24 protein-coding genes and 2 tRNA genes are annotated in these 25,271 nt (G+C 71.8%); 9 read left to right on the top strand and 17 right to left on the bottom strand.

The features are described from left to right. The first annotated feature begins 137 nt into the window (after positions 1-137). The 3 genes from hisN (at position 138) to ACIQOE_RS17745 (ending at position 2,050) form a co-directional block, all read left to right on the top strand. The gene (gene hisN / locus ACIQOE_RS17755) at positions 138-938 is read left to right on the top strand and encodes a histidinol-phosphatase (protein ID WP_362643850.1); all 801 of its coding nucleotides are present in this window, start codon (positions 138-140) and stop codon (positions 936-938) included. A 182-nt stretch (positions 939-1,120) separates the two neighbouring features. Continuing rightward, the gene (locus ACIQOE_RS17750) at positions 1,121-1,513 is read left to right on the top strand and encodes a cyclic nucleotide-binding/CBS domain-containing protein (RefSeq protein WP_401412263.1); all 393 of its coding nucleotides are present in this window, start codon (positions 1,121-1,123) and stop codon (positions 1,511-1,513) included. Between the two features lie 117 nt (positions 1,514-1,630). Beyond that, complete coding sequence (locus tag ACIQOE_RS17745; RefSeq protein WP_351321687.1) at positions 1,631-2,050, top strand: Fur family transcriptional regulator; 420 nt, start codon at positions 1,631-1,633, stop codon at positions 2,048-2,050. A gap of 180 nt (positions 2,051-2,230) precedes the next feature. Here the strand turns inward: ACIQOE_RS17745 and ACIQOE_RS17740 are convergent. The 4 genes from ACIQOE_RS17740 to ACIQOE_RS17725 form a co-directional block, all read right to left on the bottom strand. Next, positions 2,231-2,304, bottom strand: a tRNA-Met gene (locus ACIQOE_RS17740). Between the two features lie 84 nt (positions 2,305-2,388). Beyond that, positions 2,389-4,215, bottom strand: a complete 1,827-nt coding sequence (locus ACIQOE_RS17735) for a tetratricopeptide repeat protein (RefSeq protein ID WP_365556588.1) — start codon at positions 4,213-4,215, stop codon at positions 2,389-2,391. 259 nt (positions 4,216-4,474) lie between these two features. After that, positions 4,475-4,548: transfer RNA gene (locus ACIQOE_RS17730), tRNA-Met, on the bottom strand. A gap of 41 nt (positions 4,549-4,589) precedes the next feature. After that, entirely contained in the window at positions 4,590-7,565 is a 2,976-nt protein-coding gene (locus ACIQOE_RS17725; RefSeq protein ID WP_401412545.1) for a UPF0182 family protein, read from the bottom strand. Between the two features lie 169 nt (positions 7,566-7,734). Between ACIQOE_RS17725 and ACIQOE_RS17720 the strand changes: the two genes are divergently transcribed. Continuing rightward, positions 7,735-8,283, top strand: coding sequence for a PPA1309 family protein (locus ACIQOE_RS17720; RefSeq protein ID WP_351321683.1), 549 nt, complete (start codon positions 7,735-7,737; stop codon positions 8,281-8,283). A gap of 106 nt (positions 8,284-8,389) precedes the next feature. Here ACIQOE_RS17720 and ACIQOE_RS17715 read toward each other — a convergent pair whose 3' ends face one another. From ACIQOE_RS17715 to ACIQOE_RS17700, 4 genes are all read right to left on the bottom strand, one after another. Further along, positions 8,390-9,487 carry a PDZ domain-containing protein gene (locus ACIQOE_RS17715; RefSeq protein WP_362643854.1) on the bottom strand — a complete coding sequence of 366 codons (1,098 nt, stop codon included), beginning with the start codon at positions 9,485-9,487 and terminating at the stop codon, positions 8,390-8,392. Positions 9,488-9,547: 60 nt separating this feature from the next. Further along, complete coding sequence (locus ACIQOE_RS17710; RefSeq protein WP_351321679.1) at positions 9,548-9,712, bottom strand: hypothetical protein; 165 nt, start codon at positions 9,710-9,712, stop codon at positions 9,548-9,550. A 117-nt stretch (positions 9,713-9,829) separates the two neighbouring features. Continuing rightward, positions 9,830-10,291 (bottom strand): molybdenum cofactor biosynthesis protein MoaE, encoded by a 462-nt coding sequence (locus ACIQOE_RS17705; RefSeq protein ID WP_351321677.1) that lies wholly within the window; start codon positions 10,289-10,291, stop codon positions 9,830-9,832. 109 nt (positions 10,292-10,400) lie between these two features. Then, positions 10,401-11,513, bottom strand: a complete 1,113-nt coding sequence (locus ACIQOE_RS17700; protein ID WP_351321675.1) for an SDR family oxidoreductase — start codon at positions 11,511-11,513, stop codon at positions 10,401-10,403. Between the two features lie 193 nt (positions 11,514-11,706). On the opposite strand from ACIQOE_RS17700, the gene ACIQOE_RS17695 reads away from it, so the two are divergent. Both ACIQOE_RS17695 and ACIQOE_RS17690 read left to right on the top strand, forming a co-directional pair. Then, positions 11,707-13,149, top strand: a complete 1,443-nt coding sequence (locus ACIQOE_RS17695; protein ID WP_351321673.1) for a zinc-dependent metalloprotease — start codon at positions 11,707-11,709, stop codon at positions 13,147-13,149. Next, positions 13,146-13,667, top strand: a complete 522-nt coding sequence (locus ACIQOE_RS17690; protein WP_365573931.1) for an NUDIX hydrolase — start codon at positions 13,146-13,148, stop codon at positions 13,665-13,667. The genes ACIQOE_RS17695 and ACIQOE_RS17690 overlap by 4 nt, the downstream gene beginning before the upstream one ends. A 63-nt stretch (positions 13,668-13,730) precedes the next feature. On the opposite strand, the gene ACIQOE_RS17685 is transcribed toward ACIQOE_RS17690, so the two are convergent. From ACIQOE_RS17685 to ACIQOE_RS17670, 4 genes are all read right to left on the bottom strand, one after another. Next, positions 13,731-14,486: an AIM24 family protein gene (locus ACIQOE_RS17685; RefSeq protein ID WP_365556595.1), complete on the bottom strand. Its 756-nt coding sequence runs from the start codon at positions 14,484-14,486 to the stop codon at positions 13,731-13,733. Positions 14,487-14,503: 17 nt separating this feature from the next. Beyond that, positions 14,504-15,184, bottom strand: coding sequence for an AIM24 family protein (locus tag ACIQOE_RS17680; protein ID WP_351321667.1), 681 nt, complete (start codon positions 15,182-15,184; stop codon positions 14,504-14,506). Positions 15,185-15,195: 11 nt separating this feature from the next. Next, entirely contained in the window at positions 15,196-16,848 is a 1,653-nt protein-coding gene (locus tag ACIQOE_RS17675) for a TerD family protein (protein WP_362643857.1), read from the bottom strand. Between the two features lie 135 nt (positions 16,849-16,983). Further along, positions 16,984-17,580, bottom strand: coding sequence for a M48 family metallopeptidase (locus ACIQOE_RS17670; RefSeq protein WP_351321663.1), 597 nt, complete (start codon positions 17,578-17,580; stop codon positions 16,984-16,986). Positions 17,581-17,806: 226 nt separating this feature from the next. Here ACIQOE_RS17670 and ACIQOE_RS17665 point away from each other — a divergent pair, with 226 nt between their 5' ends. Both ACIQOE_RS17665 and ACIQOE_RS17660 read left to right on the top strand, forming a co-directional pair. Then, positions 17,807-19,012, top strand: coding sequence for a TOMM precursor leader peptide-binding protein (locus ACIQOE_RS17665; protein WP_401412256.1), 1,206 nt, complete (start codon positions 17,807-17,809; stop codon positions 19,010-19,012). Then, a complete protein-coding gene (locus tag ACIQOE_RS17660; RefSeq protein ID WP_401412254.1) occupies positions 19,005-20,441 on the top strand; it encodes an ABC1 kinase family protein in 1,437 nt (478 codons plus the stop codon). The genes ACIQOE_RS17665 and ACIQOE_RS17660 overlap by 8 nt, the downstream gene beginning before the upstream one ends. A gap of 160 nt (positions 20,442-20,601) precedes the next feature. Here ACIQOE_RS17660 and ACIQOE_RS17655 read toward each other — a convergent pair whose 3' ends face one another. From ACIQOE_RS17655 to ACIQOE_RS17640, 4 genes are all read right to left on the bottom strand, one after another. Beyond that, positions 20,602-20,928, bottom strand: coding sequence for a hypothetical protein (locus ACIQOE_RS17655; RefSeq protein ID WP_351321657.1), 327 nt, complete (start codon positions 20,926-20,928; stop codon positions 20,602-20,604). Continuing rightward, entirely contained in the window at positions 20,925-21,293 is a 369-nt protein-coding gene (locus ACIQOE_RS17650; protein WP_351321655.1) for a WhiB family transcriptional regulator, read from the bottom strand. The genes ACIQOE_RS17655 and ACIQOE_RS17650 overlap by 4 nt, the downstream gene beginning before the upstream one ends. A gap of 173 nt (positions 21,294-21,466) precedes the next feature. Continuing rightward, complete coding sequence (locus ACIQOE_RS17645) at positions 21,467-21,787, bottom strand: hypothetical protein (protein WP_351321653.1); 321 nt, start codon at positions 21,785-21,787, stop codon at positions 21,467-21,469. A gap of 165 nt (positions 21,788-21,952) precedes the next feature. Further along, on the bottom strand, positions 21,953-24,148 hold the full coding sequence (locus ACIQOE_RS17640) for an ATP-dependent DNA helicase UvrD2 (protein ID WP_401412251.1): 2,196 nt from the start codon (positions 24,146-24,148) through the stop codon (positions 21,953-21,955). Between the two features lie 180 nt (positions 24,149-24,328). On the opposite strand from ACIQOE_RS17640, the gene ACIQOE_RS17635 reads away from it, so the two are divergent. Next, positions 24,329-24,571 (top strand): mycoredoxin, encoded by a 243-nt coding sequence (locus tag ACIQOE_RS17635; protein ID WP_351939913.1) that lies wholly within the window; start codon positions 24,329-24,331, stop codon positions 24,569-24,571. 60 nt (positions 24,572-24,631) lie between these two features. Here the strand turns inward: ACIQOE_RS17635 and ACIQOE_RS17630 are convergent, their stop codons facing one another. Further along, the gene (locus tag ACIQOE_RS17630) at positions 24,632-25,267 is read right to left on the bottom strand and encodes a class I SAM-dependent methyltransferase (protein WP_401412248.1); all 636 of its coding nucleotides are present in this window, start codon (positions 25,265-25,267) and stop codon (positions 24,632-24,634) included. Positions 25,268-25,271 lie beyond the last annotated feature (4 nt).

Raw genomic sequence — 25,271 nt, 5'->3', positions numbered from 1 at the left:
GCCGCCACGCGCGCGTCCCGGACGCCCCGCTCCCCCGCCCGGACACCCGCCGTGTCCGCGGCCTCCCCGCGACATCCCCCGTATCCGCCCCGTCCCCGTGTAGCCCCGCGCCCGCCCCGGCAGATAGCGTTCGTCACATGCCGGACTACCACGATGACCTGCGGCTCGCCCACGTGCTCGCGGACGCCGCCGACGCCGCCACCATGGACCGCTTCAAGGCCCTCGACCTCAAGGTCGAGACCAAGCCGGACATGACCCCGGTGACCGAGGCGGACAAGGCGGCCGAGGAGCTGATCCGCGGTCAGCTGCAGCGGGCCCGTCCGCGGGACGCGGTCCTGGGCGAGGAGTACGGCATCGAGGGCACCGGCCCGCGCCGCTGGGTGATCGACCCGATCGACGGCACCAAGAACTACGTCCGCGGGGTGCCCGTCTGGGCGACCCTGATCTCCCTGATGGAGGCGGCCGAGGGCGGCTACCGGCCGGTCGTCGGCGTGGTCTCCGCGCCCGCGCTGGGCCGCCGCTGGTGGGCGGCGCTGGGGCACGGCGCCTACACCGGCCGCAGCCTCTCCTCCGCCACCCGCCTGCAGGTCTCCAAGGTCTCGAGGCTGTCCGACGCCTCCTTCGCCTACTCCTCGCTGGGCGGCTGGGAGGAGCGCGGCCAGCTCAACGGCTTCCTGGACCTGACCCGTGACGTGTGGCGCACGCGCGCGTACGGCGACTTCTGGCCGTACATGATGGTCGCCGAGGGGTCGGTGGACCTCTGCGCCGAGCCGGAGCTGTCCCTGTGGGACATGGCGGCCACCGCGATCGTCGTCACGGAGGCCGGCGGCACCTTCACCGGTCTGGACGGGCGTCCCGGCCCGCACAGCGGCAACGCGGCCGCGTCCAACGGCCTGCTCCACGACGAGCTGCTGTCGTACCTCACCCAGCGTTACTGAAACGGTCTTCTGAGGCAGAACGGGGCAGACGCGCCAGCACATATGAGCGCGTGCGCCCTCAATTGGCTACCCGCACCCCCTTGTTGACTCCTGCTTTACCTGCCACCCTGTGAGAACCCCCACTTTGTGAACTTGTGAATCGCTGAACTATCTCCGCGGTTCCCTAGGAGGTGGCACCTTCCATGCTCGTCCGTGACGCCATGAGTACGGTGGTCCTCACCGTCGGCCCGGCCCACACGCTCCGCCAGGCGGCCGTCCTGATGTCCGCGCGCCGCGTGGGCGCGGCGATCGTCCACGACCCGGACGCCGGCGGCATCGGCATCCTCACCGAACGCGACATCCTGGACTCCGTCGGCCTGGGCCAGAACCCGGACACGGAACCCATCCACGCCCACACCACCAACGACGTCGTGTTCGCCGCCCCGACCTGGACCCTGGAGGAGGCGGCGCGGGCGATGGCCCACGGCGGCTTCCGCCACCTGATCGTGCTGGACGGCGGCGAACCGGCCGGCATCGTCTCGGTCCGCGACATCATCCGCTGCTGGGTCGGTGCCCGCGCGCCGCAACCCGCCTGACACCCCCGCCGCCGCCCGTCCATCAGCCGCTCCGGTATTGGACTCAGTCCAATTCGAGCCCCACTCCAAAGTCACACCCGTTCGGGAAATGGTCGGCCTGCTGTTAGGCTGGATGCCATGAGTGACCTTCTGGATCGGCTGCGTGGACGCGGATGGCGGATGACCGCGCAGCGACGCGTCGTGGCCGAGGTCCTCGACGGCGAACACGTCCACCTGACGGCCGACGAGGTCCACGCCAGGGCCGTCGTCAAGCTGCCGGAGATCTCCCGGGCGACCGTCTACAACACGCTGGGCGAGCTGGTCTCGCTGGGCGAGGTCCTGGAAGTCTCGACGGACAGGCGCGCCAAGCGGTACGACCCGAACGCGCACCAGCCGCACCACCACCTGGTCTGCGCGCGCTGCGGCTCGATCCGGGACGTCCACCCGACCGGCAACCCGATGGCCGACCTTCCCGCCTCGGAGCGCTTCGGCTTCACGGTCTCCGACGTCGAGGTGACGTACCGCGGCCTGTGCCCGGACTGCGCGGCCAGCGCCTGAGAAACGTTCCCGAAGGCCCCGGCACCCTCGTGGTGCCGGGGCCTTCGTGTCGGCTCTCGCTGCCGTGGCCCCCTGCCGGGAAGAGCCCCTGCCGGGAAGAGCCATGTCCGGGAAACACGCCATGTCCGGGAAACACCGAGGGCCGGAACCCGTTTCCGGATTCCGGCCCTCGGCCTTCAGTAGCGGGGACAGGATTTGAACCTGCGACCTCTGGGTTATGAGCCCAGCGAGCTACCGAGCTGCTCCACCCCGCGTCGATGAACAGAACATTACGTGAGGCACGCGAGAAGAAGCAAATCCATTACCGGCACCCCGCCTGGCCTGCGAAAAGAGGCGGGTCAGGCGGACAGCTCCTCGCGCAGCGCGTCCCGCAGCCGCCCGGCCCGCTCACTGACCTCGGCCGGTCCCAGCGCCACCGCCCGGTCCGCCCACCGCTGCCCCTCGGCCAGCTCGCCACGACGCGCGTAGACCAGGGCCAGCCGCAACGCCGCCCGCCCGTGCCCCGCGTCGGCGGCCCGCTGCCACCACACGGCGGCCTCGGGCTCGCTGCCCTCCCGGGCCAGCAGCAGCCCCAGGTTGAACGCGCCGTTGCGCGACCCGGCCTCGGCCGCCGTCCGGTACCACCGCGCGGCCTCCACCACGTCCCCGCGGCCGGCGGCGAGCATCCCGACTCGCACCTGGGCGCGCCGGTGCCCCTGCGAGGCGGCCCGCTCGTACCACTCCTCGCACTCGCTCTTGGTGTGCACCGACGGCTCGCCCAGCTCGTGCTCGGAGACCTTCGGCCGCCGCGCGTCGAGCACGGCCGCGAGCCGGTAGGCGCCCTCGGCGCTGCCGCCGCCCGCGGCGCACCGCAGGTGCCGCTCGGCGGCCGCCTCGTCGCCCTCCCGCAGCCGGGCGATGCCGACCTGGAGTGCGGCCTCGGTGTGCCCGGCGGCGGCCGCCTGCTCGTAGCAGCGCAGCGCCACGCGGTCCTCGCCCCGCCCCGCGTACAGGATCCCGAGGTTGAACGCGGCGTCCACGCTGCCGGCCTCGGCGGCCTTGGAGAACCACGGCTCGGCACCGGCGGTGTCGCCGACCTGGAGCAGCAGGACGGCGAGCGCGTTGGCCGCCTCCCGGTGTCCGGCGTAGGCGGCCCGGCGGTACCACTGCTCGGCCTGCGCAGTCCGCCCCTGCTCGGCGCAGAGCAGGGCGAGGTTGTACGCCCCGTTGTCGTCGCCCGCGTCCATCGCCGCCCGGTACCAGCGCTCGGCGGTCTGTGTCTCGCCGCGCTCGGCGTGCAGCGCGCCCAGGGCGTTGGCGGCGTTGCCGTCGCCGTCCTGGGCGGCCCGCAGCCACCACACGGCGGCGCTCTCGGTGTCCCCGGCGTCGCGCAGCAGGAAGCCGAGCGCGCAGGCGGCGCGGGCCTCGCCGTCCTTGGCGGAGGTCAGGTACCAGCGTCCGGCCTCCTTCAGGTCGCCGCGCCGCTCCAGGATCGCCCCGAGGTGCAGCGCGGCCCGCCGGTGGCCGCGGGCGGCGGCCTGCCGGTACCACTGCTCGGCCTCGGCGGCCGCGGCGGCGCTCTCGGCGCCGGTACCGGCCTCGGCCCCGCTCTCCCCGTCGCCCGCGCCGCGGTCCAGCGCCCGCGCCAGCCGGTAGGCGGCCTCGCGGTGCCCGCGCTCGGCGGCGGCCCGCATCCAGTGGCCGGCGTGCGCGTCGCCGCGGTGCTCCAGCAGGTCGGCGAGCGCGTAGGCGCCGAGCGGGTGGCCCTGCTCGGCGGACTGGCGCAGCCAGTACTCGGCGGCGGGTTCGTCCCCGCGCTCGCGGTGGTGGCGGCCGAGCGCGTGGGCGGCCGGCGCGGAACCGGCCACGGCGGCGATCCGCCACCACCCGGCGGCCTCGTCGGGATAGCCGCGCTGGTGCAGCAGGACACCCAGGTTGTTGGCGGCGGCCCGGTCGCCGGCGGCCGTGGCGGCACGCAACTGCGGCTCGGCCCCGTCGAGGTCGCCGCGGCGCAGCAGCAGCGCGCCGAGGACACTCATCGACTCCACGTCACCGGCTTCGGCGTGGAGCCGGTGACGTGCCTCCTCAGCGGCCTCAACGGCCTCGTCGCGGGTCGGCTCCTCGCCCGAAGGCTGCACAAATCGCCCTGTCTCGAACAGAGTTGCCTTGTCCCCCATAACGTCCATCGTCGCACCACCTGCAACCTGGGTACATCCGGTATAGCGCAACCCGTGAGGTCACTTCAGCGTTTTGTCGACATGCCCACAGAACGACAAGTCAAACACATCCGGCCCAACTCCCCACCGCGGCGCGGCGGTCGCGCGCACCGGTACATGCGTTCGCCGCCCGTCCGGTCACCGGCAACCGCGGGACCGGGCGCGGCCTACCGCGCGTCCGCACACCACGAAGGCCCGGATCCAAAAGGATCCGGGCCTTCGACTTCAGTAGCGGGGACAGGATTTGAACCTGCGACCTCTGGGTTATGAGCCCAGCGAGCTACCGAGCTGCTCCACCCCGCGCCGTTGTGGTGAAACCGTACCACGGCGCGGGGCGGTCCTGATCATCCGCCCGGTCCTGAGCCACCGCTCGGGGTCGGGCTCGCGTCGGCACCCGGGCTCGGGCTGCCGCTCGGCGAGGCGCCGCCGCCGGTCCCGCCCGCCTTGGACTGCGCCTCCTCGGCGCGCCTGAGCGCGTCCTGGAGCTGGTCCTGCGCCTTGCCGTACGCCGTCCAGTCGCCCTTCTTCATGGCCTCCTGGCCCGCCTCGAAGGCCTTCTGGGCGTCGTCGAGCGCCTGCCGGACCGTCGGGTTGGAGGACTCCGGCGGACTGGTCGTCCCGGTGTCGGAGGATCCGGTGTCGGAGGATCCGGTGTCCGAGGACCCGGTGTCGGTGCCGCCCGACCCGAAGACCTTGTCGAGGGCCTCCCCGAGGGTGTTCTCGAAGACGGTCTTGCCCTCGTAGGTGACCAGCACCTTGCGCAGCAAGGGGTACTTGACGCCGGCACCGCGGACGTAGACCGGCTCCGCGTAGAGCAGGCCCCCGTCCAGCGGCACGGTCAGCAGATTGCCGTACTCGACCTCGGAGTCGCCGCCCTTCAGGAGTTTGATGGCGGCCGCGATCTCCTGTTCGGAGTTGAACTTGCTCTGGACCTGTTTGGGTCCGTCGACCGTCGTACTCGTCGGCAGTTTCAGGATTCTGATCTTGCCGTAGTCCTTCGAACCGGCCTCGGAGTCCACCGACATGAACGCGCTGAGGTTGTCCCGGCCGTTGGGCGTGAACGTGGTCGAGAGCGAGAACGTCTGCGCGCTCTGGTCCGGCATCTTCATGCTCAGGTAGTACGGCGGCACCGCGTCGCCCGACTTGTTGGTCGGGTCGTCGGGCACCTGCCACACCTCGCTGCCGGTCAGGAACGTCTGGGCGTCCGTCACGTGGTAGCGGGTGAGCAGTTCGCGCTGCACCTTGAACAGGTCCTGCGGGTACCGGAGGTGGTCCATCAGGTCCTGCGAGATGGCGTTCCTGGGCTGCACGGTGCCCGGGAAGGCCTTCATCCAGGTCTTCAGCACCGGGTCCTCGGTGTCCCACTGGTAGAGCTTGACCTGGCCGGAGTACGCGTCCACGGTCGCCTTCACCGAGTTGCGGATGTAGTTGACCTGGTTCTGCTGGGCCACCACCGCCCGCGAGTTGTTGGTCGCGGTCAGCGAGTCGGCGGTGGTGTCGCCGAGGGTCGTGCGCGAGGCGTAGGGATAGCCGTTGGACGTCGTGTAGGCGTCGACGATCCACTGGATGCGGCCGTCCACCACCGCCGGGTAGGCGTCGCCGTCGATGGTCAGCCACGGGGCGACCGCCTCGACCCGCTCCTTGGGCGTGCGGTTGTACAGGATCCGCGAGCCCTCGCCGATCGCGCCCGAGTACAGGATCTGCGGCTCGTTGAACGCCACCGCGTACGCGGCCCGGTTGATCGGGCTGGAGAGACTGACCCCGCTCTTGCCCGCGTAGCTGGTGAGCTTCTCACCGTTGTCGTCGGAGTAGTCGATCTCCTTCTGGGGACCGCCGACGATCGAGTAGGTGTTGGTCTTCTCGCCGTAGTAGACGCGCTGTTCGTACGTGCCCAGGTCGCCCTGGGACGGCAGGTCGGACTCGGTGAAGACCGGCTGGCCCTGGTCGTCGGCCTCGGTGCCCTTGGCGGCGACCACGCCGTAGCCGTGGGTGTAGCGGAAGTGGTCGTTGATCCAGTTGTTCTTCGGGATGCCGGCCAGGTTCAGCTCACGCAGACCGATGACGGTGTCCTGGACCTTGCCGTCCTTGGTGTAGCGGTCCACGTCCAGATTGGTGGGGAACGCGTAGTAGTTCCGCATCTGCTGGAGTTGCTGGAACGTCGGCGACACGATGTTCGGGTCCATGATCCGGATGCTCGCCGTGCTGTCGACGTCGTCCCGGAGCTTGGTCTTGTCCGTCGTCGTGCTGGTGCCCTTGTACTCGGTGACCTTGGTGTCGTCGATGCCGTACGCCTCGCGGGTCGCCTTGAGGTTCTTCTGGACGTACGGGGCTTCCTTGGCCTGCTCGTTGGGCTGGACCTGGAACTTCTGGACGATCGCCGGATAGAGGCCGCCGATGAGGATCGCCGACAGGACCATCAGGCCGAAGCCGATGACGGGCAGTTGCCAGGTGCGCCGCCACAGGGTGGCGAAGAACAGCAGCGCGCAGATGACGGCGATGCAGAACAGGATCGTCTTGGCCGGCAGGTACGCGTTCGCGTCGACGTACCTGAGGCCCGTCCAGTTGCCGGTGGCCTTGAAGTCGCTGGACTTCACCGCCAGTCCGTAGCGGTCGAGCCAGTAGGCGACCGCCTTGAGCGCGACGAAGAGGCCGAGCAGCACCGAGAGGTGACCGGTCGCGGCACCGGTGGCGCGCGCGCCGGGGCTGGTGACCCGAAGCCCGCCGTACAGGTAGTGGGTGAGCGCGGCGGCGATCAGCGAGAGGATCGCGGTGGCGAAGCCGAAGCCCAGCAGGAACCGGTACCAGGGCAGGTCGAAGGCGTAGAAGGAGACGTCGAGGTGGAACTGCGGGTCCTTCTGGTGGAAGGGCACGCCGTTGACCCACATCAGCCAGGTACGCCACTGACCGGCCGCGGAGGCACCGGCGATCAGCCCGACCAGTGCGGTGACCGCGAGCAGCAGCCAGCGCTTGTACGGCGCGATGCCCATCCGGTAGCGGTCCAGGCTCTGCTGCTCCATCGACATGGCGCTCAGCGGCGGCCTGAGCCGGTGCGCGAGCCAGATGTTGAAGCCCACCGCGGCGGCCATCAGCAGCCCGAAGACGAAGAACAGGCCGATCTTCGTCCACAGGGTGGTGGTGAACACCGAGGAGTAGTGCACCGACCGGTACCAGAGCCAGTCCGTCCAGAAGCCCGCGAACATGGTGAACGCCATGCCGAGCACGGCAAGGACGCCCAGGGTCATGAGCAGGGTCCGGACGCGCCGGGACGGGCGGCCCGCTCTCATCCGCGGCCCCGTCGGGCCTCCGCCGCGGTCCGGCATCTGGAAAGCCAAGGTGCGCACCTCGAAGTTCGCTGTTTGTCCGCTGTTGTCGCGTCAGGCCCCCTTGTCCGCGGACCCGACGTGGCCCCCCGTGATCGTGGGGGCACACCTATGCAACTTACTCACGACTTACTCGGTTCCCGATTCCGGCCATGAACGAGGCAGGATTGTGACCATGTCCAACACTCCCATGGCAGCGAACCCGCTCACCCGGGCCGTACTCGAGATCGACGAGTACGCCTCCGGCCTCGGCTGGGACCAGCCCGCTCGCCTCTTCGCCCTCGTCGACACCGCGCGGCTGCGCACCCAGGAACCGGCTCTGGCCGCCCAGCTCGGTCTGGAGGACGAGTCCGCGACCACCGGCCTGACCCCGATCGAGCAGGACGAGGTGCCGACGGACAAGGCGCTGGACGAGTTCCTGGGCACCATCGCCTGGCCGGACGCGGTGGTCGGCTGCGCGCTCACGGTGGAGCGGCTGATGCTGCCGCCGTCCGCCGAGAAGCAGGTCCCGGAGGGGCTGAGCGAGGGCAGGCTGGCCTCGTGGGTGGCCCAGCACCCCGACCGCCAGGAGGTCCGGATGACGGTCGCCGTGCTGCGGGACGGCTCCCGCGACGCGGCGGTCCGGCTGCGCGAGAAGGACTCGCCGACCGAGGTCCTCACCGGACCCGACCTGGTTCCGGGTCTGGCGGAGGCGCTGAGGGCCACGTTCGCGGACTGAGCCGCCGTACGCGGCCCGCGCACGACGCCGGGGGCGCCCCGCACGACGCCGGGGGCGCCCCTCGTCAGGAGGGGCGCCCCCGGGTCCTCAGGGCCTCTTTGCGGCGTCAGCCCTTGGCGCTGCACTTCGGCAGGGCGCCGGTGTCCCCGGCGCGGATGTCCTTGAGGGCGCCGAGGGCGTCGTCGATCGTCTTGACCTTGACCAGGGTGAGCCCGCTCGGCGTGTCCTTGGCCGCCTCGGCGCAGTTGTCGGCCGGGGTCAGGAAGTACTGCGCGCCCTTGTCACGGGCCCCGATGGTCTTCAGGGAGATGCCGCCGATCGGGCCGACCGTCCCGTCGTCGGCGATGGTGCCGGTGCCGGCGACGAACTTGCCGCCGGTGAGGCTGCCCGGGGTGAGCTTGTCGTAGATGCCGAGCGCGAACATCAGGCCGGCGCTCGGTCCGCCGACGTCGGCGAGCTTGATGTCGACGGAGAACGGGAACGTGTGGTCGGTCCCGGCCGAGATCCCGACGATGGCCCGCTTCTCGCCGGCGTCGGTGGAGGCGGTCGTCCGCACGGTGATCTTCTCGGTCCTGGTGGCCGTCTTCTTCGCCTTCTCGGCGGCGGCCTGCTCCTTGGCGGGTACGACCGTGAAGACGACGTCCTCGCCGGGCTTGTGCTTGGTCACCAGCGTGGCGACGTCGGCGGGCTGCTTCACCGCCGTGCCGTCGACGTCCTCGATGACGTCACCGGCGTGCAGCCTGCCCTCGGCGGGCGAGTCCTTGAGGACCGTCGAGACGATGACCCAGGACTTCACCGGGACGCCCAGTTCCTTCAGGGCGGCGACCTTCGCGCTCTCCTGGGACTCGCTGAACTCCTCGGCGTTCTCCTGGGTGGACTGCTGCTCGGTCTTGCCGTCCGGGTAGAGCGTGTCGTGCGGCACGACCTTGGTGTCGTGGGAGAGCCAGCCGTAGACGGCCTCCACGAGGTTCATCTTGTAGTCGGCACTGGTCACCCGCACCGTCGTCATGTTCAGGTGCCCGGAGGTCGCGTAGGTCTTGTGACCGGAGATCTGCAGCACCGGCTCGCCGCCGTGGTCCCCGAGCGTGTTCACGGTCGGGCCGGGGGACATCTCCGAGTACGGCACGTTGATGAGCACTCCGGCGCACAGGAGCGCGATCAGCATCAGAGTGGAGGCGAGCATCGTCGCGGTGCGGCGTGGCATGCAAAGACAGTACGGGACGCGTCTGTCAGCGCACCGTCAGGGCCACCCGTCGAGGCCGGCTCAGCCGCCGGAGTGGGACCGCTCCATCGCCTCGCGGAACCGCGCGTACCCGTCGAGTTCGGGCCCGTCGCTCCGCGTCCTCCTGGTCCGGTTGGCCCAGCTTCCCCACAGACCGGCCACGACCGCGGCGACAAGCGGAATCAGCAGCCAGACAAGCGCCCCCATGCCGACCTCCCAACCCCTATGACCGTCCGCGACTGACTGATCAGCAGATTAATCATCCGCTCTGACAACGCTCACGCGGGGGGTACGGTTACGCAACCGGAGCCCGGACAGGTGTTCTCAGCAGGCGCCGACCCATTCCTCCGTGCCGTCCGAGAACGTCTGGTGCTTCCAGATGGGCACTTCGTGCTTGATGTCGTCGATCAGCTTCCGACAGGCTTCGAAGGCATCCCCGCGATGCGGACACGACACGCCGACGACCACGGCGAGATCACCCACCCGCAGGTCGCCCACCCGGTGGACCGCGGCCAGCGCCCGCACCGGATACTCGGCGACGACCTTCTCGGCGATCCGCCGCATCTCGCTCTCGGCACTGGGATGACACGAATAGCCGAGCGCGTCCACGTCGGCGCCCCCGTCGTGGTTGCGCACGGTCCCCACGAAGAGCGCGACGCCGCCGGCCGCGTCGTCCCCGACGGCCGCGAAGACCTCGTCCACGGACAGCGCGCTCTCCCGGATCCCGATCAGCTTGACGGGATCGTCGGCACCCAGTTCACCGGGATGATCGTTCACAGCAGCCATACCCCCATCGTGCCGCACGCGCGGGACGACACGGAATGCGCCCGACCAACGGCACGCGCGCGGGTGCGTTTGGAGACTCCTACGACTGAGGGCCCCCGGCGGGCCGGGGTCAGATCCGCCGCCGGGCCTTCCTGGCCCGCCGCACCACGGCCGCCGCGCCCAGCAGCGCGACCGTCGCGCCCGCCGCGCCCGCGGCCGTCGCGTCCTTGCGGCCGAGTCGCCGGCCGGCCACCGTGTGCCGCCCGGCCGCCTCCTCCAGCAGCTCGGCGAGCACCTCCTCGTTCGTCCACGCCGGCCGCCAGCCGGCGTCGTGCAGCCTGCTGCCGCTCACCACCCACGGGTACATCGTGTAGGCGAGGTCACCCGCGGGCGACGGCGTCAGCCCGATCCGGTGCAGCCGGGCCGCGGCGCCGAGCGCCACCGCCGACGGCAGCTCCATCCGCCGGATCCCGCTGAGCTCCTCGACCTCCTCCTGCTCCAGCCAGCCGTCGCAGCCGACCGCGAGTTCCCCGTCGACCTGCTCCAGCACGGCGCACTCCAGCGCGCTGCACAGGTCCTCGACGTGGCAGAACTGCCAGGCCGGCCGCGAACCGGCGACGACGAGCAGGCGGGGCGACTCGAAGTACCTGGTCAGCGCGGTGTCGGTGCCTCCGACGAGCACCGCGGGGCGCACGACGGTCACATTGAGGCCGGGGTGCGCGCGGGGCGCCCGGCGCGCGAGCCGCTCGATCTCCAGGAGGTCGCCGACGCCGGTGGCCTCCGCGGTGGCGCGCAGCTCCGCGTCCTCCGCCAGCGGCAGCTCGTTGTCCGGGAGCGCGCCGTAGACCATCGCGGAGGTGCAGAGCACCACGCGGTGCACCCCGGCGGCGGCGGCCGCGGTGAGCACGGTCTGCGTCCCCCGCACGTTGTAGGCCGTTCGGGCGGCGGGATCCGTCTCCAGATCCAGGTCGAGTGCGAGATGCACCACCACGTCGGCCCCGCGGAGCTTGTCCGCGATGGCCGGATCCCGTACGTCGAGGATGTGCCACTGGGCGTCCGCGCACTCCCCGCGCCGCTCGTCGATGGCGATGACCTGCTTGATCTCCCCGGACGCGGCCAGCCGCTCGGTGAGCAGCGCGCCGACCCCGGTCGCGGCGCCGGTGACGGCGACGACGGGCCCGCGCACGGCGGCAGGGGTTGACGGGTTTCGCGCTGCGCGAACCTGCGGATCTGGGGAACTCACCGGGCGTCTCCAGCGGTTGTCTTCAGTACGAGCGTGAGTGACGCGTACGTACCAGGTGGCATCCATCCTGCCGCAGGCCGACTGTCGGCGAAGCACCGAGGCCCGATCGGGCCGGGGTGTCTACGCTGGGTGGTGTTGTCGGGCAGCCGCGCCGCCGGGAGAGAACCGGTGGCCTTACCAGCCGAGGATTCCCGTGAGTGACACCCCATTCGGTTTCGGCCTTCCGCCGGAGGAGCCGGAAGACGGCGACGAGGGCAAGAAGAAGGACCAGCAGAGCGGTGGTGGGCTGGGACCGGCCAACCCGTTCGGTTTCGGCACACCGGGGGCCGGCGGCCCCGGCGCCCCGGGCGCCGACAATCCGTTCGCCGCCATGTTCGGTTCGCTGAACCCCACCGACCTGGGCGCGGCCTTCCAGCAGCTGGGCCAGATGCTCTCGTACGAGGGCGGCCCGGTGAACTGGGACATGGCCAAGCAGATCGCCCGCCAGACGGTCTCCCAGGGCACCTCCGACGGTGTCAAGGACGCGAGCGTGGGCCCCTCGGACCGCACGGCGGTCGAGGAGGCGGTCCGCCTCGCCGACCTGTGGCTGGACGACGCGACGTCGCTGCCGTCGGGGTCCGGCTCGGCCGTGGCGTGGTCGCGCGCGGAGTGGGTCGAGGCGACGCTGCCCGCCTGGCAGGAGCTGGTCGACCCGGTCGCCGAGCGGGTCGGCGCCGCGATGGGCGACGTGCTGCCGGAGGAGATGCAGGCCATGGCCGGCCCGCTGATCGGCATGATGCGCTCGATGGGCGGCGCCATGTTCGGCACGCAGATCGGCCAGGCCGTCGGCGTGCTCGCTGGCGAGGTCGTCGGCTCCACCGACATCGGCCTGCCGCTCGGCCCGGTCGGCCGGGCCGCGCTGCTCCCGGCGAACATCGAGGCGTTTGGCAAGGACCTCGGCGTGCCCAAGGAGGAGGTGCGGCTGTATCTCGCGCTGCGCGAGGCGGCCCACCAGCGCCTGTTCGCGCACGTGCCGTGGCTGCGCTCGCACCTGTTCGGCGCGGTCGACGGGTACGCGCGCGGGATCAAGGTCGACACGGCCAAGCTGGAGGACGTGGTCGGCCAGTTCGACCCGCAGAACCCCGAGCAGCTGCAGGACGCGCTCCAGCAGGGCATGTTCCAGCCCGAGGACACACCCGAGCAGAAGGCGGCCCTGGCGCGCCTGGAGACCGCGCTGGCCCTCGTCGAGGGCTGGGTCGACGCGGTGGTCCACGCGGCGGCCAAGCCGCGCCTGTCGTCCGCCGACGCGCTGCGCGAGACCCTGCGCCGGCGCCGGGCCACGGGCGGTCCCGCGGAGCAGACGTTCGCGACGCTGATCGGCCTGGAGCTGCGCCCGCGCCGGCTGCGCGACGCCTCCCGCCTGTGGGCGTCGCTGACCGACGCGCGCGGTGTGGACGGCCGGGACGGCCTGTGGGCGCACCCGGACATGCTGCCGACCGCCGGCGACCTGGACGACCCGGACGGTTTCGTGCACCGCGAGCAGCTGGACTTCTCCGAGCTGGACAAGATGCTCGGCGAGGCGGCTCAGAAGCCGGACCTGCACAAGCCGGACGCGCGCAAGAAGGACGACGAGGCAGAGGGCGACGGCACCGAGTGAACCTGTACGACGACGCGGTCCTCGTCCTGAAGGAGTACGAGGGCCAGGACGAGCTGCGCCAGGCCTATCTGGACCATCTCGCGGCACACCCGGACGGTCTGTGGAAGGCGTGTCACGCCGGCCATGTCACGGCGAGCGCGGTGGTCGTCGACCCCGAGCACGGCCGGGTGCTGCTGACCCTGCACAAGAAGCTGCGGATGTGGCTGCAGATGGGCGGCCACTGCGAGCCGGGCGACGCCACGCTGGCCGCGGCGGCGCTGCGGGAGGCGACCGAGGAGTCCGGGATCCCCGGCCTGACCCTGCTGCCGGGCGGCCCGGTGCGCCTGGACCGGCACGCGATTCCCGCGCCGTGCCACTGGCACTTCGACGTCCAGTACGCGGCCGTGGCCCCGCCGGGCGCCGCGCACGCGGTCAGCGACGAGTCCCTCGACGTCCGCTGGTTCGCCTACGACGAGGTCGCGGACGTCGCCGACGAGTCGGTCGTACACCTGCTGGAAGCGGCCCGCGCCCGGCTGTGAGGCACACGCGGGGACAGGGGTGAGGGGCGTCCGCCGATGCGGGCGCCCCTCAGCCGTGGGCCGTCAGCTCCAGACGTTGCCCTGGTTCATTCCGCGCGCGCCCTGCTGCCCCATCCCGAACTGGGCGGCGAGACCCTGACCGATCTGGGCGCCCTGCGGCGGGAGCAGTTCACTCGGCTGGACCAACGCGAAGCCACTTCCCATGAAGCTCAGCTCCCAGCCCTCCCCGGTGTTGCCGCGGCGCCGCCACACGCCCGAGGAATGCGTCTGGGCCTGCATCTGGACGCGCAGCCCGGTGGACCAGGCGACGATCGCGTCGGCGTCGCAGTTCACGTACTTGTCGGGGGTGACCTGCATCAGCAGCGGCGCGCCCGAGGTCATCAGCGCGACCTTGCCGTGGCCGGTGATGTTGAGCTGGTACTTCCCGGAGCCGGAGATGCCGTAGAGGCTGTCCACCGCCACCACCTCGTGGTGCAGCGAGGAGTCCATGGCGAGGACGTAGCCGCTGTCCACGGTCAGCCCGTCCGGTTCCACGTCCACCACGTGGACGTGCTGGGCGAGGTTGGCCAGGTAGACCGTGCCCTGCCCGTGGCAGCGCATCAGGTCCAGTCCCTCGCCGGTGTACGCACGCGCGCGTGCCTGGCCGCGGCCCTGGTACTCGGCGTCGAACTCGACGAGACCCTGGTAGGCGACCATGGTGCCCTTGCGGGCGAGGACGTCGTCGTGGCCCTCCAGGACGACCCGCAGCATCTGCTTGTTCTGCAGGCTGTAGCGGTCCTGGGCCTGGGAGTCGTTGAAGGCGAAAAGCGGGCTCTGCATGATGGTCTGGCTCCCCCTCAGCCCCGGAAACGAAGGCGGTCGGTGCTGTCCTCGCTGGGCTGGACGACGACGATGCCCTGCCCGGAGAAGGCCATCTGGTAGGCCTCGCCGCTGCCCCGGCCGATCAGGGACTGCGCCTTGAAGCTGCGCTTGCCCTTCACCTTGAGGTTGGGCGACCAGGCGACCAGCGCGTCCGGGTCGACGTACGTCTCGTCCTCGCCGCCGCCGCAGTCGACGACGATCGGCTTGCCCCGGGAGGTCAGCGCGACCCAGCCCTGCCCGGAGATCTTGGTGTTCCACAGACCCTGCCCGGCGAACTTCGCGAGCCCCTTGACCCGCTCGACTCCCCACGTCAGATGCGCGTCGAAGGCGAGCAGGTTGGTGGCGTTGACGGAGATCCCGTCGCCGTCGAGGTTGATGACGACGACGTTCGCGCCGTAGTCGGCCAGGTAGAGCAGGCCGTCGCCGGAGCACTTCATCAGGGGAGCGCCCTCGCCGGTCATCCAGTCCCGGGCGATCTGGCGGACGGCCGGCGGGTTGGGCTCGTACTGGACGAAGCCCTCGTAGGCGACCATCGACCCCACGCGCGCGAGGAGGTCGCTGCCGGTCTGCATGGCGACCTTCAGCATGTGGTCGCCGTGGTTCTCCATGCGGGCGGTGACGGGTGCGGGGGCGTAGCCCGCGAGCGGCTGGTTCATGACGGGCTCCCTCAGACCTCGTACGGCTGGACCACGATGAAGTTGCCGGGGGCGCCCCGGAACTGCAGGTTCACGCTCTCGCCGGTGTCGCCCGGATAGGCGTTGCGGCGCATCCGGACCTGGCTGGAGACGATCACCTGGGAGGCCGCCGACCAGGCGACCACGGCGTTGCAGTCGGCGAACGTGGTCGGCGTCACGGGGAGCACGACGGGCGTGCCGTGCGTCTTGACGACGATCGTGCCGGTGCCCTGGAACTGCATCGTGAACAGCGCGCCGCCGGGGATGCCGTGGCCCTCGATCCGGCGGACCTCGTACTGCAGGCTCTCGTCGAAGGCGAGGACGCTCTCGGCGGAGACGCAGATCGCGTCCCCCTGGAGCTCGATGGGGTGCACGTTCGTGGAGTTCTCGGCGAAGAACACCTGGCCCTGGCCGGTGCAGCGCATCAGCTGCATCTCCTGGCCGGTGGCGTTGCCCACGATCCGGCCGGCGAATCCGGCGCCCTTGTAGCTGAAGTCCACCTTGCCCTGGTAGAGCACCATGCTGCCCTGCCGGGCCAGCACGGGCTGGCCGCCCATGCCCAGGTCGACACGGATGAGCTTGCTGTTCTGCGGGGTCCAGCGCTGCCCGGTGGGCGTCTCCTTGAACTTCTGGAGGGCCGCGCCCACACCGGCGCCGCCCGCGGGAGCACCCTGCGGCACCCCGTAGGTCTGCTGGCCGGGGACCTGCCCGAACGGCGGCTGCTGGCCGTAGCCCGGAGGCGGGCCCGGGGCCTGCGGCGGCTGCGGGTACCCGGGCAGCGGGGCCGGGGGCTGCGGGGGGCCGGGGGGCTGGCCGTAGCCGGGCGGCATCGGCGCGTTCGGGGCGGGCGGGCGGCCGTACGGCGCGGGGGCCGGGGCCGGAGGCGGCACGGTGCCGGGGCCGGGCGGGGCCAGCGGGGCGATGACGGTGGGCGCGCCGTGCACGTTCGGGACCGGCGTGGGCCCCGGCGCCGGGGGCGGGGTGAAGCCCTGGGGCGCGGGCGCGGGAGGTGCCGGGGCCGGGGCGGGCGCGGCCGGGGCGGCGAACGCGGGCGGCGCGAAACCGGGCGCGGACCCGGCCTGCGACGGCTGCGGCTCGGGCGCGGCGGGCGCCTCCTCCTCCATCACCTCGCCGCCGAAGTTCTTCAGCAGCGCCTCGAGACCGCCGTCGAAGCCCTGGCCGACGGCGGCGAAACGCCAGACGTCCTTGAGGTAGAAGTCGCCGAGCATCACGGCGCGTTCGGTGGAGAACTCCGAACCGTCGAAGGAGTAGCGGGCCACCTCTTCGCCGCCCGCGACGATCCGGAGGTATCCGGGTCCGACCTGCGACATCTGCCCGGCGCCGTCGAGGGTCGCCGTGAAGGCCAGCTTCTGGATCTGCGGCGGGATCCGGTCCAGCGTGACCCGGAAGGACTCCGTGTCGCCGGCCTGCGCACCCAGCAGCTGGATGGACTCCTCGGGTGACTTCGGCTGGTTGAAGAAGACGAAGTACCGGTCGTCCGAGAGCCGTTCGTCGGCGTCCAGGCCGAAGCAGCTGATGTCGAAGGACAGTCCGGGCCCGGCGATCTGCACACCTACGTACAGATCCGTGCCCGCCGTCAGGTCACTGATCCTGGCCTTGTGGCCGCGTTGGAATTCCCTGGCCATACGCTACGACCGTCCCCCATCCCGAATGCGAGTGCGTCGCGCCAGGCTAACGGCTAACCCGGACATCGGCGGACGTCGGTACAGACCCGGTACACAACCGGACCCCTCGGTCACGGGGGCGTGCCGCGGGGCGGGTCACTCGTCGCGGGCGCCGGGCGGATGGGGCAGCCGGTCGGCGGCGACCACGCCTTCGAGGTAGCCGCGGGCCCGCTCGGTCCGCGGATACGCCTCCAGGAGCCGCCAGAAGTCCGGGCCGTGGCCGGGCACCAGCAGATGCGCCAGTTCGTGGCAGAGCACGTAGTCGACGACGTACTCGGGCATGCCCTGCAGCCGGTGCGAGAGGCGGATGCTGCCCTCGGCGGGGGTGCAGGAGCCCCAGCGGGTGTTCTGGTTGGTGACCCAGCGCACCGATGCGGGGCGGGCCCGGCCGTCGAAGTACTGGGCCGACAGCCGCTCGGCGCGCTCGGACAGCTCGGCGTCGCCCAGCACCCGCTTGCTCTCCTGGGCGGCGAGCTTGTTGAGCATGACCGTGACCCAGCGTTTCTCCTCCGCCTCGGACATCCGGGCGGGGATCAGCACGACGGTGCGATCGCCCTCGCGGTACGCGGAGACCGTCCGGCGGCGCCGGGCGCTCCTGCGCACCTCGATCGCGCTCACCCCCAGGCCGCTGGGCGGCTGACTCGTCAGGCTGCGCGGTGGTTTTCCGGCGCGGTGCAGTGGGTCGGCGGGCACGCCCCGACGTTACCCGCTGCACACCAGGGAAGTCCCGGGTCCGGGACGGTTCGACGCCGATCCCCCACCATGCGTCTGATTTGTACGACGAATACTCACCACCTGTGGACAACTTTCGGCGTCCGCCGGCCGGGGCGGGCATGCTGGCAGTCGTCGGGCGGAGCGTGACCGGCTCCACCGGCGGACGGGATCTTCCACGACCTTTCGGCAGCCACGGGGGACTGTCATGCATCCACGGGTGAAGACCGCGCTCCGGCGCGGCTGGCGCGACCTCGACACCGTGCAGTTCGGGATGACCCCGGCGCACGCGATGACCCTCGGGCCGATGGACATCGCGACCGGCGGCTTCCTCGACCTGCTCGACGGCGCCCGCGGGCTGCCGCTGCTGCGTGCCGAGGGGCGCCGCATGGATCTTCCGGACGGACATGTCGACGCGCTGGTGGAGCGGCTGTCCCGGGCCGGGCTCGTCGAGGACGCGCACGGCGGCGGACCGGCCGCGGCGGCGCTGCGCGCCAGACCGGAGGTCCTGGACCGGCTCGGTCCCGATCTCGCGTCGCTGTCCCTGCTCACTCCGGATCCGGGCGGCGCGCTCGACCGGCTGGCGGCCCGGCGCGCCCTGCGCGTGCAGGTGCGGGGCGCGGGCCGGGTCGGCGTCACGCTGGCCGCGCTGCTGTCGGGCGCGGGCGTCGGCGAGGTCGACGTGCGGGACGTGGGCCGGGTCCGGCCGTGGGACGTGGCGCCGGGCGGCCTGCCCGCGGAGTCGGTCGGCGAGCGGCGCGACGCGGCCGCCCGCCGAGCGGTCCGCCGGGCCGCCCCGGACCGCCCGCCGCGCCGCCAGGCCCCGGACGGGCCGGAGCCCGGCCTGTCCCTGGTGGTCATCGCCCCGCGTGACGACGTCCTGGTGCATGCCCCGGACGCGGAGGCCGCCGAACCGCTCATGGCCGCCGGGACACCTCACCTCTACACGGGAGTCGTGGAGGGCACCGGGGTCGTCGGCCCGCTCGTGCTGCCCGGCGGGACCGGCTGCGCGCGCTGTCTGCACGAGCACCGCACGGACCGGGACCCGGCCTGGCCTCGCCTGGTCGCCCAGTGGCGGTCCGGGCGGCCCCGCCGGGCGGGGGCCTGCGACCTGACCCTGGCCACGGCCGTGGCGGGACTGGCCGCCGCGCACACCCTGGCCTTCCTCGACGGGGAGTCGCCGTCCGGTACGGGAGTGCGCTGGGAGGCGTCCGTGCCGGCTCTGCACTGGCGGGCGCGGCCGGTCCGGCCGCATCCCGCATGCCCGTGCGGCTCGGCGGAGAAAGCTAAGGGGGAGCACGCATCAACCGACGGGGCACGGCACGCGACAATGGTGGTGCAACGGCCGTCGGCGGAGCGCGGCGAGCGCACGGACGCCGCGCGGCCGACTGGGACTTGGAGGGCGCATGTCTGATCTTCCCCGGAAAGCGGTCACCCGGACCGCCAAGCTCGCCGCGCTCCCGCTCGGCATCGCCGGCCGGGCGACCTGGGGTCTGGGCAAGCGCATCGTGGGTGAGTCGGCGGAGATCGTCGGCCGCGAACTGCAGCAACGGACCGCGGAGCAACTCTTCAAGGTCCTGGGCGAGTTGAAGGGCGGGGCGATGAAGTTCGGGCAGGCCCTGTCCGTCTTCGAGTCCGCCCTGCCCGAGGAGGTCGCCGGCCCCTACCGGGCGGCCCTCACCCGGCTCCAGGAGGCCGCCCCGCCGATGCCGGCCGCCACGATGCACGCGGTGCTCGCCGAGCGGCTCGGCGAGGACTGGCGGGAGCTGTTCCTGGAGTTCGAGGAGAAGCCCGCGGCGGCGGCCTCGATCGGACAGGTGCACCGGGCGGTGTGGCACGACGGCCGGGTGGTCGCGGTCAAGGTGCAGTACCCGGGAGCCGGCGAGGCACTACTGTCCGACCTGGGGCAATTGAGCCGCTTTGCCCGTCTGCTGGGTCCGCTGATCCCGGGCATGGACATCAAGCCCCTGATCACCGAGTTGCGTGACCGGGTCTCCGAGGAGCTGGACTACGCCCTGGAGGCCCAGGCCCAGACGGCGCACGCGGAGGAGTTCGCGGACGACCCGGACGTGGTGGTCCCGGCGGTGGTCCACCAGTGCGAGCAGATCCTGATCACGGAGTGGATCGACGGGATACCGCTCTCGGAGATCATCTCGGAGGGCACCCAGGAGCAGCGCGACCGGGCCGGTCAGCTCCTGGCGCGGTTCCTGTTCTCGGGCCCGGCCCGCACCGGCCTGCTGCACGCCGACCCGCACCCGGGCAACTTCCGCCTGCTGCCCGGCGGGCCCAAGGACGAGGAGGAGTGGCTGCTGGGCGTGCTGGACTTCGGCACCGTCGACCGTCTCGCGGGCGGCCTGCCCGCTCCGATCGGCGACTCCCTGCGGATGACGCTGGACGGCGACGCCGAGGCGGTCTACGAACTGCTGCGCGCCGAGGGCTTCGTCAAGGACTCCATCGAGCTGGACCCCGAAGCGGTCCTGGACTACCTGCTGCCGATCATCGAGCCGGCGCAGGTAGAGGAGTTCACCTTCACCCGGAACTGGATGCGCAGCCAGGCGGCCCGTATCGCCGACCCCCGCAATCCCGCCTACCAGCTCGGCAAGCAGCTCAACCTGCCGCCCGCCTACCTGCTGATACACCGGGTGACGCTGAGCACCATCGGCGTGCTGTGCCAGCTGGGCGCGACGGTGCGGCTGCGGGAGGAACTGGAGGGCTGGCTGCCCGGCTTCGTCCTCGAAGAGGCCATGGAAACGCAGGACGGGGAAACGCAGGACGCGGAAGCCGACGGCGCCTCGGACGCCGAAGCGGCGGAGGCGGCGGAGGCGGCCGTCGAGGTCCAGTAGCGGGACGGCCGGGCGAGGCGGCAGCGCGGGACGACCGCTCCGCGGCGCGCGGTTCGGCGGGGACAACGCACCGCGGGGGCCGGTCCGTTCGGCCGGACCGGCCCCCGCGGGAAGCTTTCGCCTCCCTCAGCCGGGAGGCCACCGCTTCAGGTGTTCGGGATCACTGCATGACGGCCATGGCGAGCGCACGGCGGGCGCGCATCGAGGCGCGCTCGGCCCGGCGCTGCATCCGGCGGGCGGTCGCCAGGCGCACGGCCCGGCTTTCCCGCTCGGCCTCGTGCAGTCGCTCGTGCATATGCGCACGAGCCAGGGCTTCTGGGATGAGTTGCATTTCGCGGGTCCTGTTCTGACGCGAACCGGTGGTCGTACCGGCGGGAGTGAAGTCTGGGATCGCGGAGCCGGCGGGCTCGCTGGTGGACGGCTTCATCGGGGCCTGCTTCTTGGGATCGTGCGTGAGGGGACGGTCGATCGTTCCGTGGATGTTCATGCCGAGACCGGGTTCTTGCGCGGGCGGCCACGCGGCCGCTTGCGAGCGACGACGACACCCTGGACGAACAGCTCGCCACCCCAGACGCCCCAGGGCTCACGCCGCTCCTTGGCGCCGGCGAGGCAGGCCTCGATCAGCGGGCAGGTGCGGCAGAGGGACTTGGCGTACTCGACGTCCGCCGGCGACTCCGCGAAGAAGACCTCCGGGTCGTACGAACGGCAGGGGACGGGTACGCCGAGGTTCTCGATGGCGTCGTCGAGCGCAGTGAGCGCGGTGAGGGGGATCAAGGCGGAGTCCTCCGTGGAGCCGGGCGGCGGGTTCGTTTGGGAAGGCGGTACGGACGGGGCGTGCGCTTCGAGTTGCACGGCTGTTGTTCCTCGTCTGGTCGTGCCGGTCGGGTGGGACCGGTTGGCGGCTGGTACCGGGTGCTGCTCGTGCCCGAGGCTCCTTCGCCGTTCGTCCCTGTGACGGGGACAAACAGAAGGGCCGCGGATCCCGGGTGGGGTTCCGCGGCCCTGAAGGCGCCGGCCTGATCGAATCAGGCTGGATCACTCCAGGGTTCTGGCCCACGGAAGGCCCACATCAGGTGGTGCTGCGTCGTCTGCTTCCGGCTTCCGGCACCGGCTGCCGTAAAGGCATAGGCCTGGGCCCGTGCCACTACTGCTTCCAGTGCCTCGGTCGGTCGCTCGTCGCGCTCACGGACGGGAAGGCCCGCGAGAGAGACGGAGGAGGACGCCGGACGCACGGCGGGAATGCCGGACAGACCGGTGCCCAGGTTCGAGACGCCGAGCATGCACGCGGAGACGGCCGAGAGATCGGTCATTTTGGCCGCGCTGATGGTGGTCTTGATGCTGATCACTGGACTCGCCTCCTCTCGGCGTCTTCGGGGGACTGGGACGAACCAGTCCGCTCGGATATGCAAGTACAACACGGAACCGGGCCTTCGAGAAGGCCGCCGCTTCCGTGCCTAGAACCTATGGGGATTGCCGGGGCATGCGCAAACTATTTTTTCGACGAGTTGGCATCAGTCACCCTCCACGGCTCCGCCGGGCTGCCGACCTGCGCAGATGGCCAGAACATCGGCGCCGTAACGGTTGAGCTTGCGCATGCCGACACCGGGGATCCGGGCCAGCTCGCGGTCGTCGTCCGGGGCGTTCTCCGCGATCGCCATCAGGGTCCTGTCGGTGAAGACGCAGAAGGCGGGCTGGCCGCTGAGCCGGGCCTGGTACGCACGCCACTCCCGCAGCCGCTCGTAGAGACCCTCGTCCATGTCGGACGGGCAGTCGTCGCAGCGCATCAGCTTCATCTCGCCCGCGTCGGTGAGGGTGCGGCCGCAGACCCGGCAGCGGGCGGGGGTGCGGCTCGCGCGCCGGGGCGCGGCCACGGGGCCGGCACCGGCCCCGCGTTCGACTCCCCCGATGCCCGCGCCCGCGCCGCGGCCGACGGTGCCGGTGGAGCCGGGGCGCAGCCCGTCGAGGAAGCGGCTGGGCCTGCGGCCGGGGCGGCCTCCGGGGGTGCGGGAGAGGGACCAGGAGAGATGGAGCCGCTCCCGCGCGCGGGTCACACCCACATAGAGGAGCCGGCGTTCCTCCTCGATCTGTTCGTCGGTCTTCGCATAGGTGATCGGCATCATCCCCTCGGCGACACCCACCAGGAAGACGACGTCCCACTCCAGGCCCTTCGCCGAGTGCAGGGAGGCGAGGGTGACGCCCTGGACGGTCGGGGCGTGCTGGGCGCCCGCGCGCTCGTCGAGTTCCGCGACGAAGTCGGCGAGGGTGGCGGCGGGCCGGGCGGCGGCCACGTCCCGCGCCAGGTTGACCAGGGCGGCCAGTGACTCCCAGCGCTCCCGGACGGCGCCGGAGCCGGCCGGCGGTTCGGTCGTCCAGCCCTCCCCGGAGAGGACCGCGCGCACCTGGGAGGGCAGGTCGACGGTGTCGTCGAGCAGCGCGTCGTTGCCGCCGAAGCGGGCCGCGGCACGCAGGGCGACTCCCGCCTTGCGCACCTCGGGCCGGTCGAAGAACCGCTCGGCGCCGCGCAGCTGGTAGGGCACGCCGGCGTCGGCGAGGGCCTGCTCGTAGATCTCGGACTGGGAGTTGGTGCGGAACAGGACGGCGATCTCGGCGGCCGGGACCCCGGCGGCGACCAGCTCCCGGATCCGGCGCGCCGCGCCCTCCGCCTCGGCGGGCTCGTCGGTGTACTCGGTGTGGACGGGCTCGGGTCCCGCGGGACGCTGGGAGACCAGTTCCAGGCGGTGGTCGGCGGCGCGGCCGCGGGCCTGGGCCAGCAGGCCGTTGGCGAGGTGGACGACCTGGGGGGTGGAGCGGTAGTCGCGGACCAGCTTGACGACGGTGGCCCCGGGGTGGCGGGTGCGGAAGTCGAGCAGATGGTCGGGAGTTGCGCCTGTGAACGAGTAGATGGTCTGGCTGGCGTCGCCGACCACGCACAGGCTGTCCCGGTCGCCGAGCCACAGTTCCAGCAGGCGCTGCTGGAGGGGGCTGACGTCCTGGTACTCGTCGACGACGAAGTGCTGGTACTGCGCGCGGACCTGGTCGGCGATGTCGTGCCGGTCCTGCAGCACGGCGACAGTGAGCAGCAGGACGTCCTCGAAGTCGATGACCCCGCGGTCCCGCTTGAGGTCTTCGTAGACCGAGTAGATCTGGGCGATCTCGGCGGGGTCGCGGGGGGATTCGCGGCCCGCCTTCGCGGCGGCGGGCGGGTAGTCGGCGGGGACGGTCTGGGTGACCTTGGACCATTCGATCTCGCCGGTGATGTCACGCAGCTCGCCCCGGTCCAGCCGGATGCGGCAGGCGGCGGCCGCGTCGGCGACCAGCTGGATCTTGCGGTCGACGATCCGCGGCAGCGAGCCGCCGATGGCTTTCGGCCAGAAGAACTGGAGCTGGCGCAGCGCGGCCGAGTGGAAGGTGCGGGCCTGCACGCCCTGGGCGCCGAGCTGGCGCAGCCGGCCGCGCATCTCCCCGGCGGCGCGGTTGGTGAAGGTGACGGCGAGCACGCTGGACGGCTGGAGGATGCCGGCCCGCACCCCGTAGGCGATCCGGTGGGTGATCGCCCGGGTCTTGCCGGTCCCGGCTCCGGCCAGCACGCACACCGGCCCGTGCAGGGCGGTCGCCACTTCGCGCTGCTCGGGGTCGAGCCCGTCGAGCACCGCGTCCGCGGAGTCCGGAACCTGCGGGAAGAGGGAGGAGTGCGTTGCTGGTGTCACACGGCCATGCTGCCAGGTCGCCGGAGACCGCCGTGCGAGTTGTCCACAGGCGGCCCCTCGCAGTCGTACTTATGCGGCGGGCGTCACGCGGGGCGGGCGGGGGGTGCGGGAATGACGGGCGGGCCGCGTACGTTCCAGTCCTGCACGATTTTCCCGACCTGCCGAAGGAGCGCGAGCGAGATGCAGGGCACTGTGACGATGTACAGCACCACGTGGTGCGGCTACTGCCGTCGGCTGAAGAGCCAGATGGACCGCGAGGGCATCGCGTACACCGAGATCAACATCGAGCAGGACCCCGATTCGGCCGCGTTCGTGGAGAAGGCGAACGGCGGGAACCAGACGGTCCCGACGGTGCTCTTCGCCGACGGCTCGACGCTGACGAACCCTTCGCTGGCCCAGGTCAAGCAGAAGATCAGCGCGTAAGCGCCCCGCGCGTTCCACGCGGTGCCCTCGTGCGCCTTACCAGGCGGCCCCCGGCTTCGGTCAGGGGCCGTCTTCGTGTGCGCCGCCCGGCTTGTCCCACACGAGGGTGTAGCGCCACAGCAGCCGGCGCCGGTACCGGCGGCCGGGAAGCAGGTGCGCGGTGGCCCGCCGGACCTCTCTCCAGTTCATGATCGGATTCTCGACGGGCATGCCGGAGGGTCCCTGTCCGGTGCGGCGGCCGCGCGCACGCAGTGCTCCGGCCCCGGCGAGCGCGCATCCGCCGATCACCCGGTCCAGGAGGCCGCGGTCGTGGGCCATGCCGACGACGACCAGCCGCCCGCCGGGCGCGACCAGCCCCGTCAGCCGGCCGATCGCGTCGTCGAAGGGGACGTGGTGGACGACGGCGACCGCGCTGACGAAGTCGTAGCCGCCCTCGGTGAGGAGCGCGCCGTCGAGGAAGTCGCCCTCCAGGAAGGTGACGTTCCGCGGGACGTCCCGTTTCCTGGCGTGCCGGATCATCTCCGGTGACCGGTCCACGCCGGTCACCGACGCCGCCCTGGTCGCGAGCCCGGCGGCCAGCAGGCCGTCGCCGCAGCCGACGTCCAGGGCGGAACGGCAGCCGTCCGGCACCGCGTCCAGCACCACCGGGTGGTAGTGGACGTTGTGGTTCCAGTAGGTGTCGTGGGTGTCGGTCATCGGC

The sequence above is a fragment of the Streptomyces sp. NPDC091282 genome (genome assembly GCF_044757385.1).
Taxonomy (GTDB): domain Bacteria; phylum Actinomycetota; class Actinomycetes; order Streptomycetales; family Streptomycetaceae; genus Streptomyces; species Streptomyces gramineus.
Note: the sequence above shows the minus strand (reverse complement) of the source record. Positions and strands in the feature narration are given on the sequence as shown.

Bases quoted from the DNA above. Each gene is read 5' to 3' on its own strand.
- hisN (WP_362643850.1), top strand. From the start codon at position 138: ATGCCGGACTACCACGATGACCTGCGGCTCGCCCACGTGCTCGCGGAC.
- ACIQOE_RS17750 (WP_401412263.1), top strand. From the start codon at position 1,121: ATGCTCGTCCGTGACGCCATGAGTACGGTGGTCCTCACCGTCGGCCCG.
- ACIQOE_RS17745 (WP_351321687.1), top strand. From the start codon at position 1,631: ATGAGTGACCTTCTGGATCGGCTGCGTGGACGCGGATGGCGGATGACC.
- ACIQOE_RS17735 (WP_365556588.1), bottom strand. From the start codon at position 4,215: ATGGACGTTATGGGGGACAAGGCAACTCTGTTCGAGACAGGGCGATTT.
- ACIQOE_RS17725 (WP_401412545.1), bottom strand. From the start codon at position 7,565: ATGCCGGACCGCGGCGGAGGCCCGACGGGGCCGCGGATGAGAGCGGGC.
- ACIQOE_RS17715 (WP_362643854.1), bottom strand. From the start codon at position 9,487: ATGCCACGCCGCACCGCGACGATGCTCGCCTCCACTCTGATGCTGATC.
- ACIQOE_RS17710 (WP_351321679.1), bottom strand. From the start codon at position 9,712: ATGGGGGCGCTTGTCTGGCTGCTGATTCCGCTTGTCGCCGCGGTCGTG.
- ACIQOE_RS17705 (WP_351321677.1), bottom strand. From the start codon at position 10,291: ATGGCTGCTGTGAACGATCATCCCGGTGAACTGGGTGCCGACGATCCC.
- ACIQOE_RS17685 (WP_365556595.1), bottom strand. From the start codon at position 14,486: ATGCAGAGCCCGCTTTTCGCCTTCAACGACTCCCAGGCCCAGGACCGC.
- ACIQOE_RS17680 (WP_351321667.1), bottom strand. From the start codon at position 15,184: ATGAACCAGCCGCTCGCGGGCTACGCCCCCGCACCCGTCACCGCCCGC.
- ACIQOE_RS17675 (WP_362643857.1), bottom strand. From the start codon at position 16,848: ATGGCCAGGGAATTCCAACGCGGCCACAAGGCCAGGATCAGTGACCTG.
- ACIQOE_RS17665 (WP_401412256.1), top strand. From the start codon at position 17,807: ATGCATCCACGGGTGAAGACCGCGCTCCGGCGCGGCTGGCGCGACCTC.
- ACIQOE_RS17660 (WP_401412254.1), top strand. From the start codon at position 19,005: ATGTCTGATCTTCCCCGGAAAGCGGTCACCCGGACCGCCAAGCTCGCC.
- ACIQOE_RS17655 (WP_351321657.1), bottom strand. From the start codon at position 20,928: ATGAACATCCACGGAACGATCGACCGTCCCCTCACGCACGATCCCAAG.
- ACIQOE_RS17635 (WP_351939913.1), top strand. From the start codon at position 24,329: ATGCAGGGCACTGTGACGATGTACAGCACCACGTGGTGCGGCTACTGC.
- ACIQOE_RS17630 (WP_401412248.1), bottom strand. From the start codon at position 25,267: ATGACCGACACCCACGACACCTACTGGAACCACAACGTCCACTACCAC.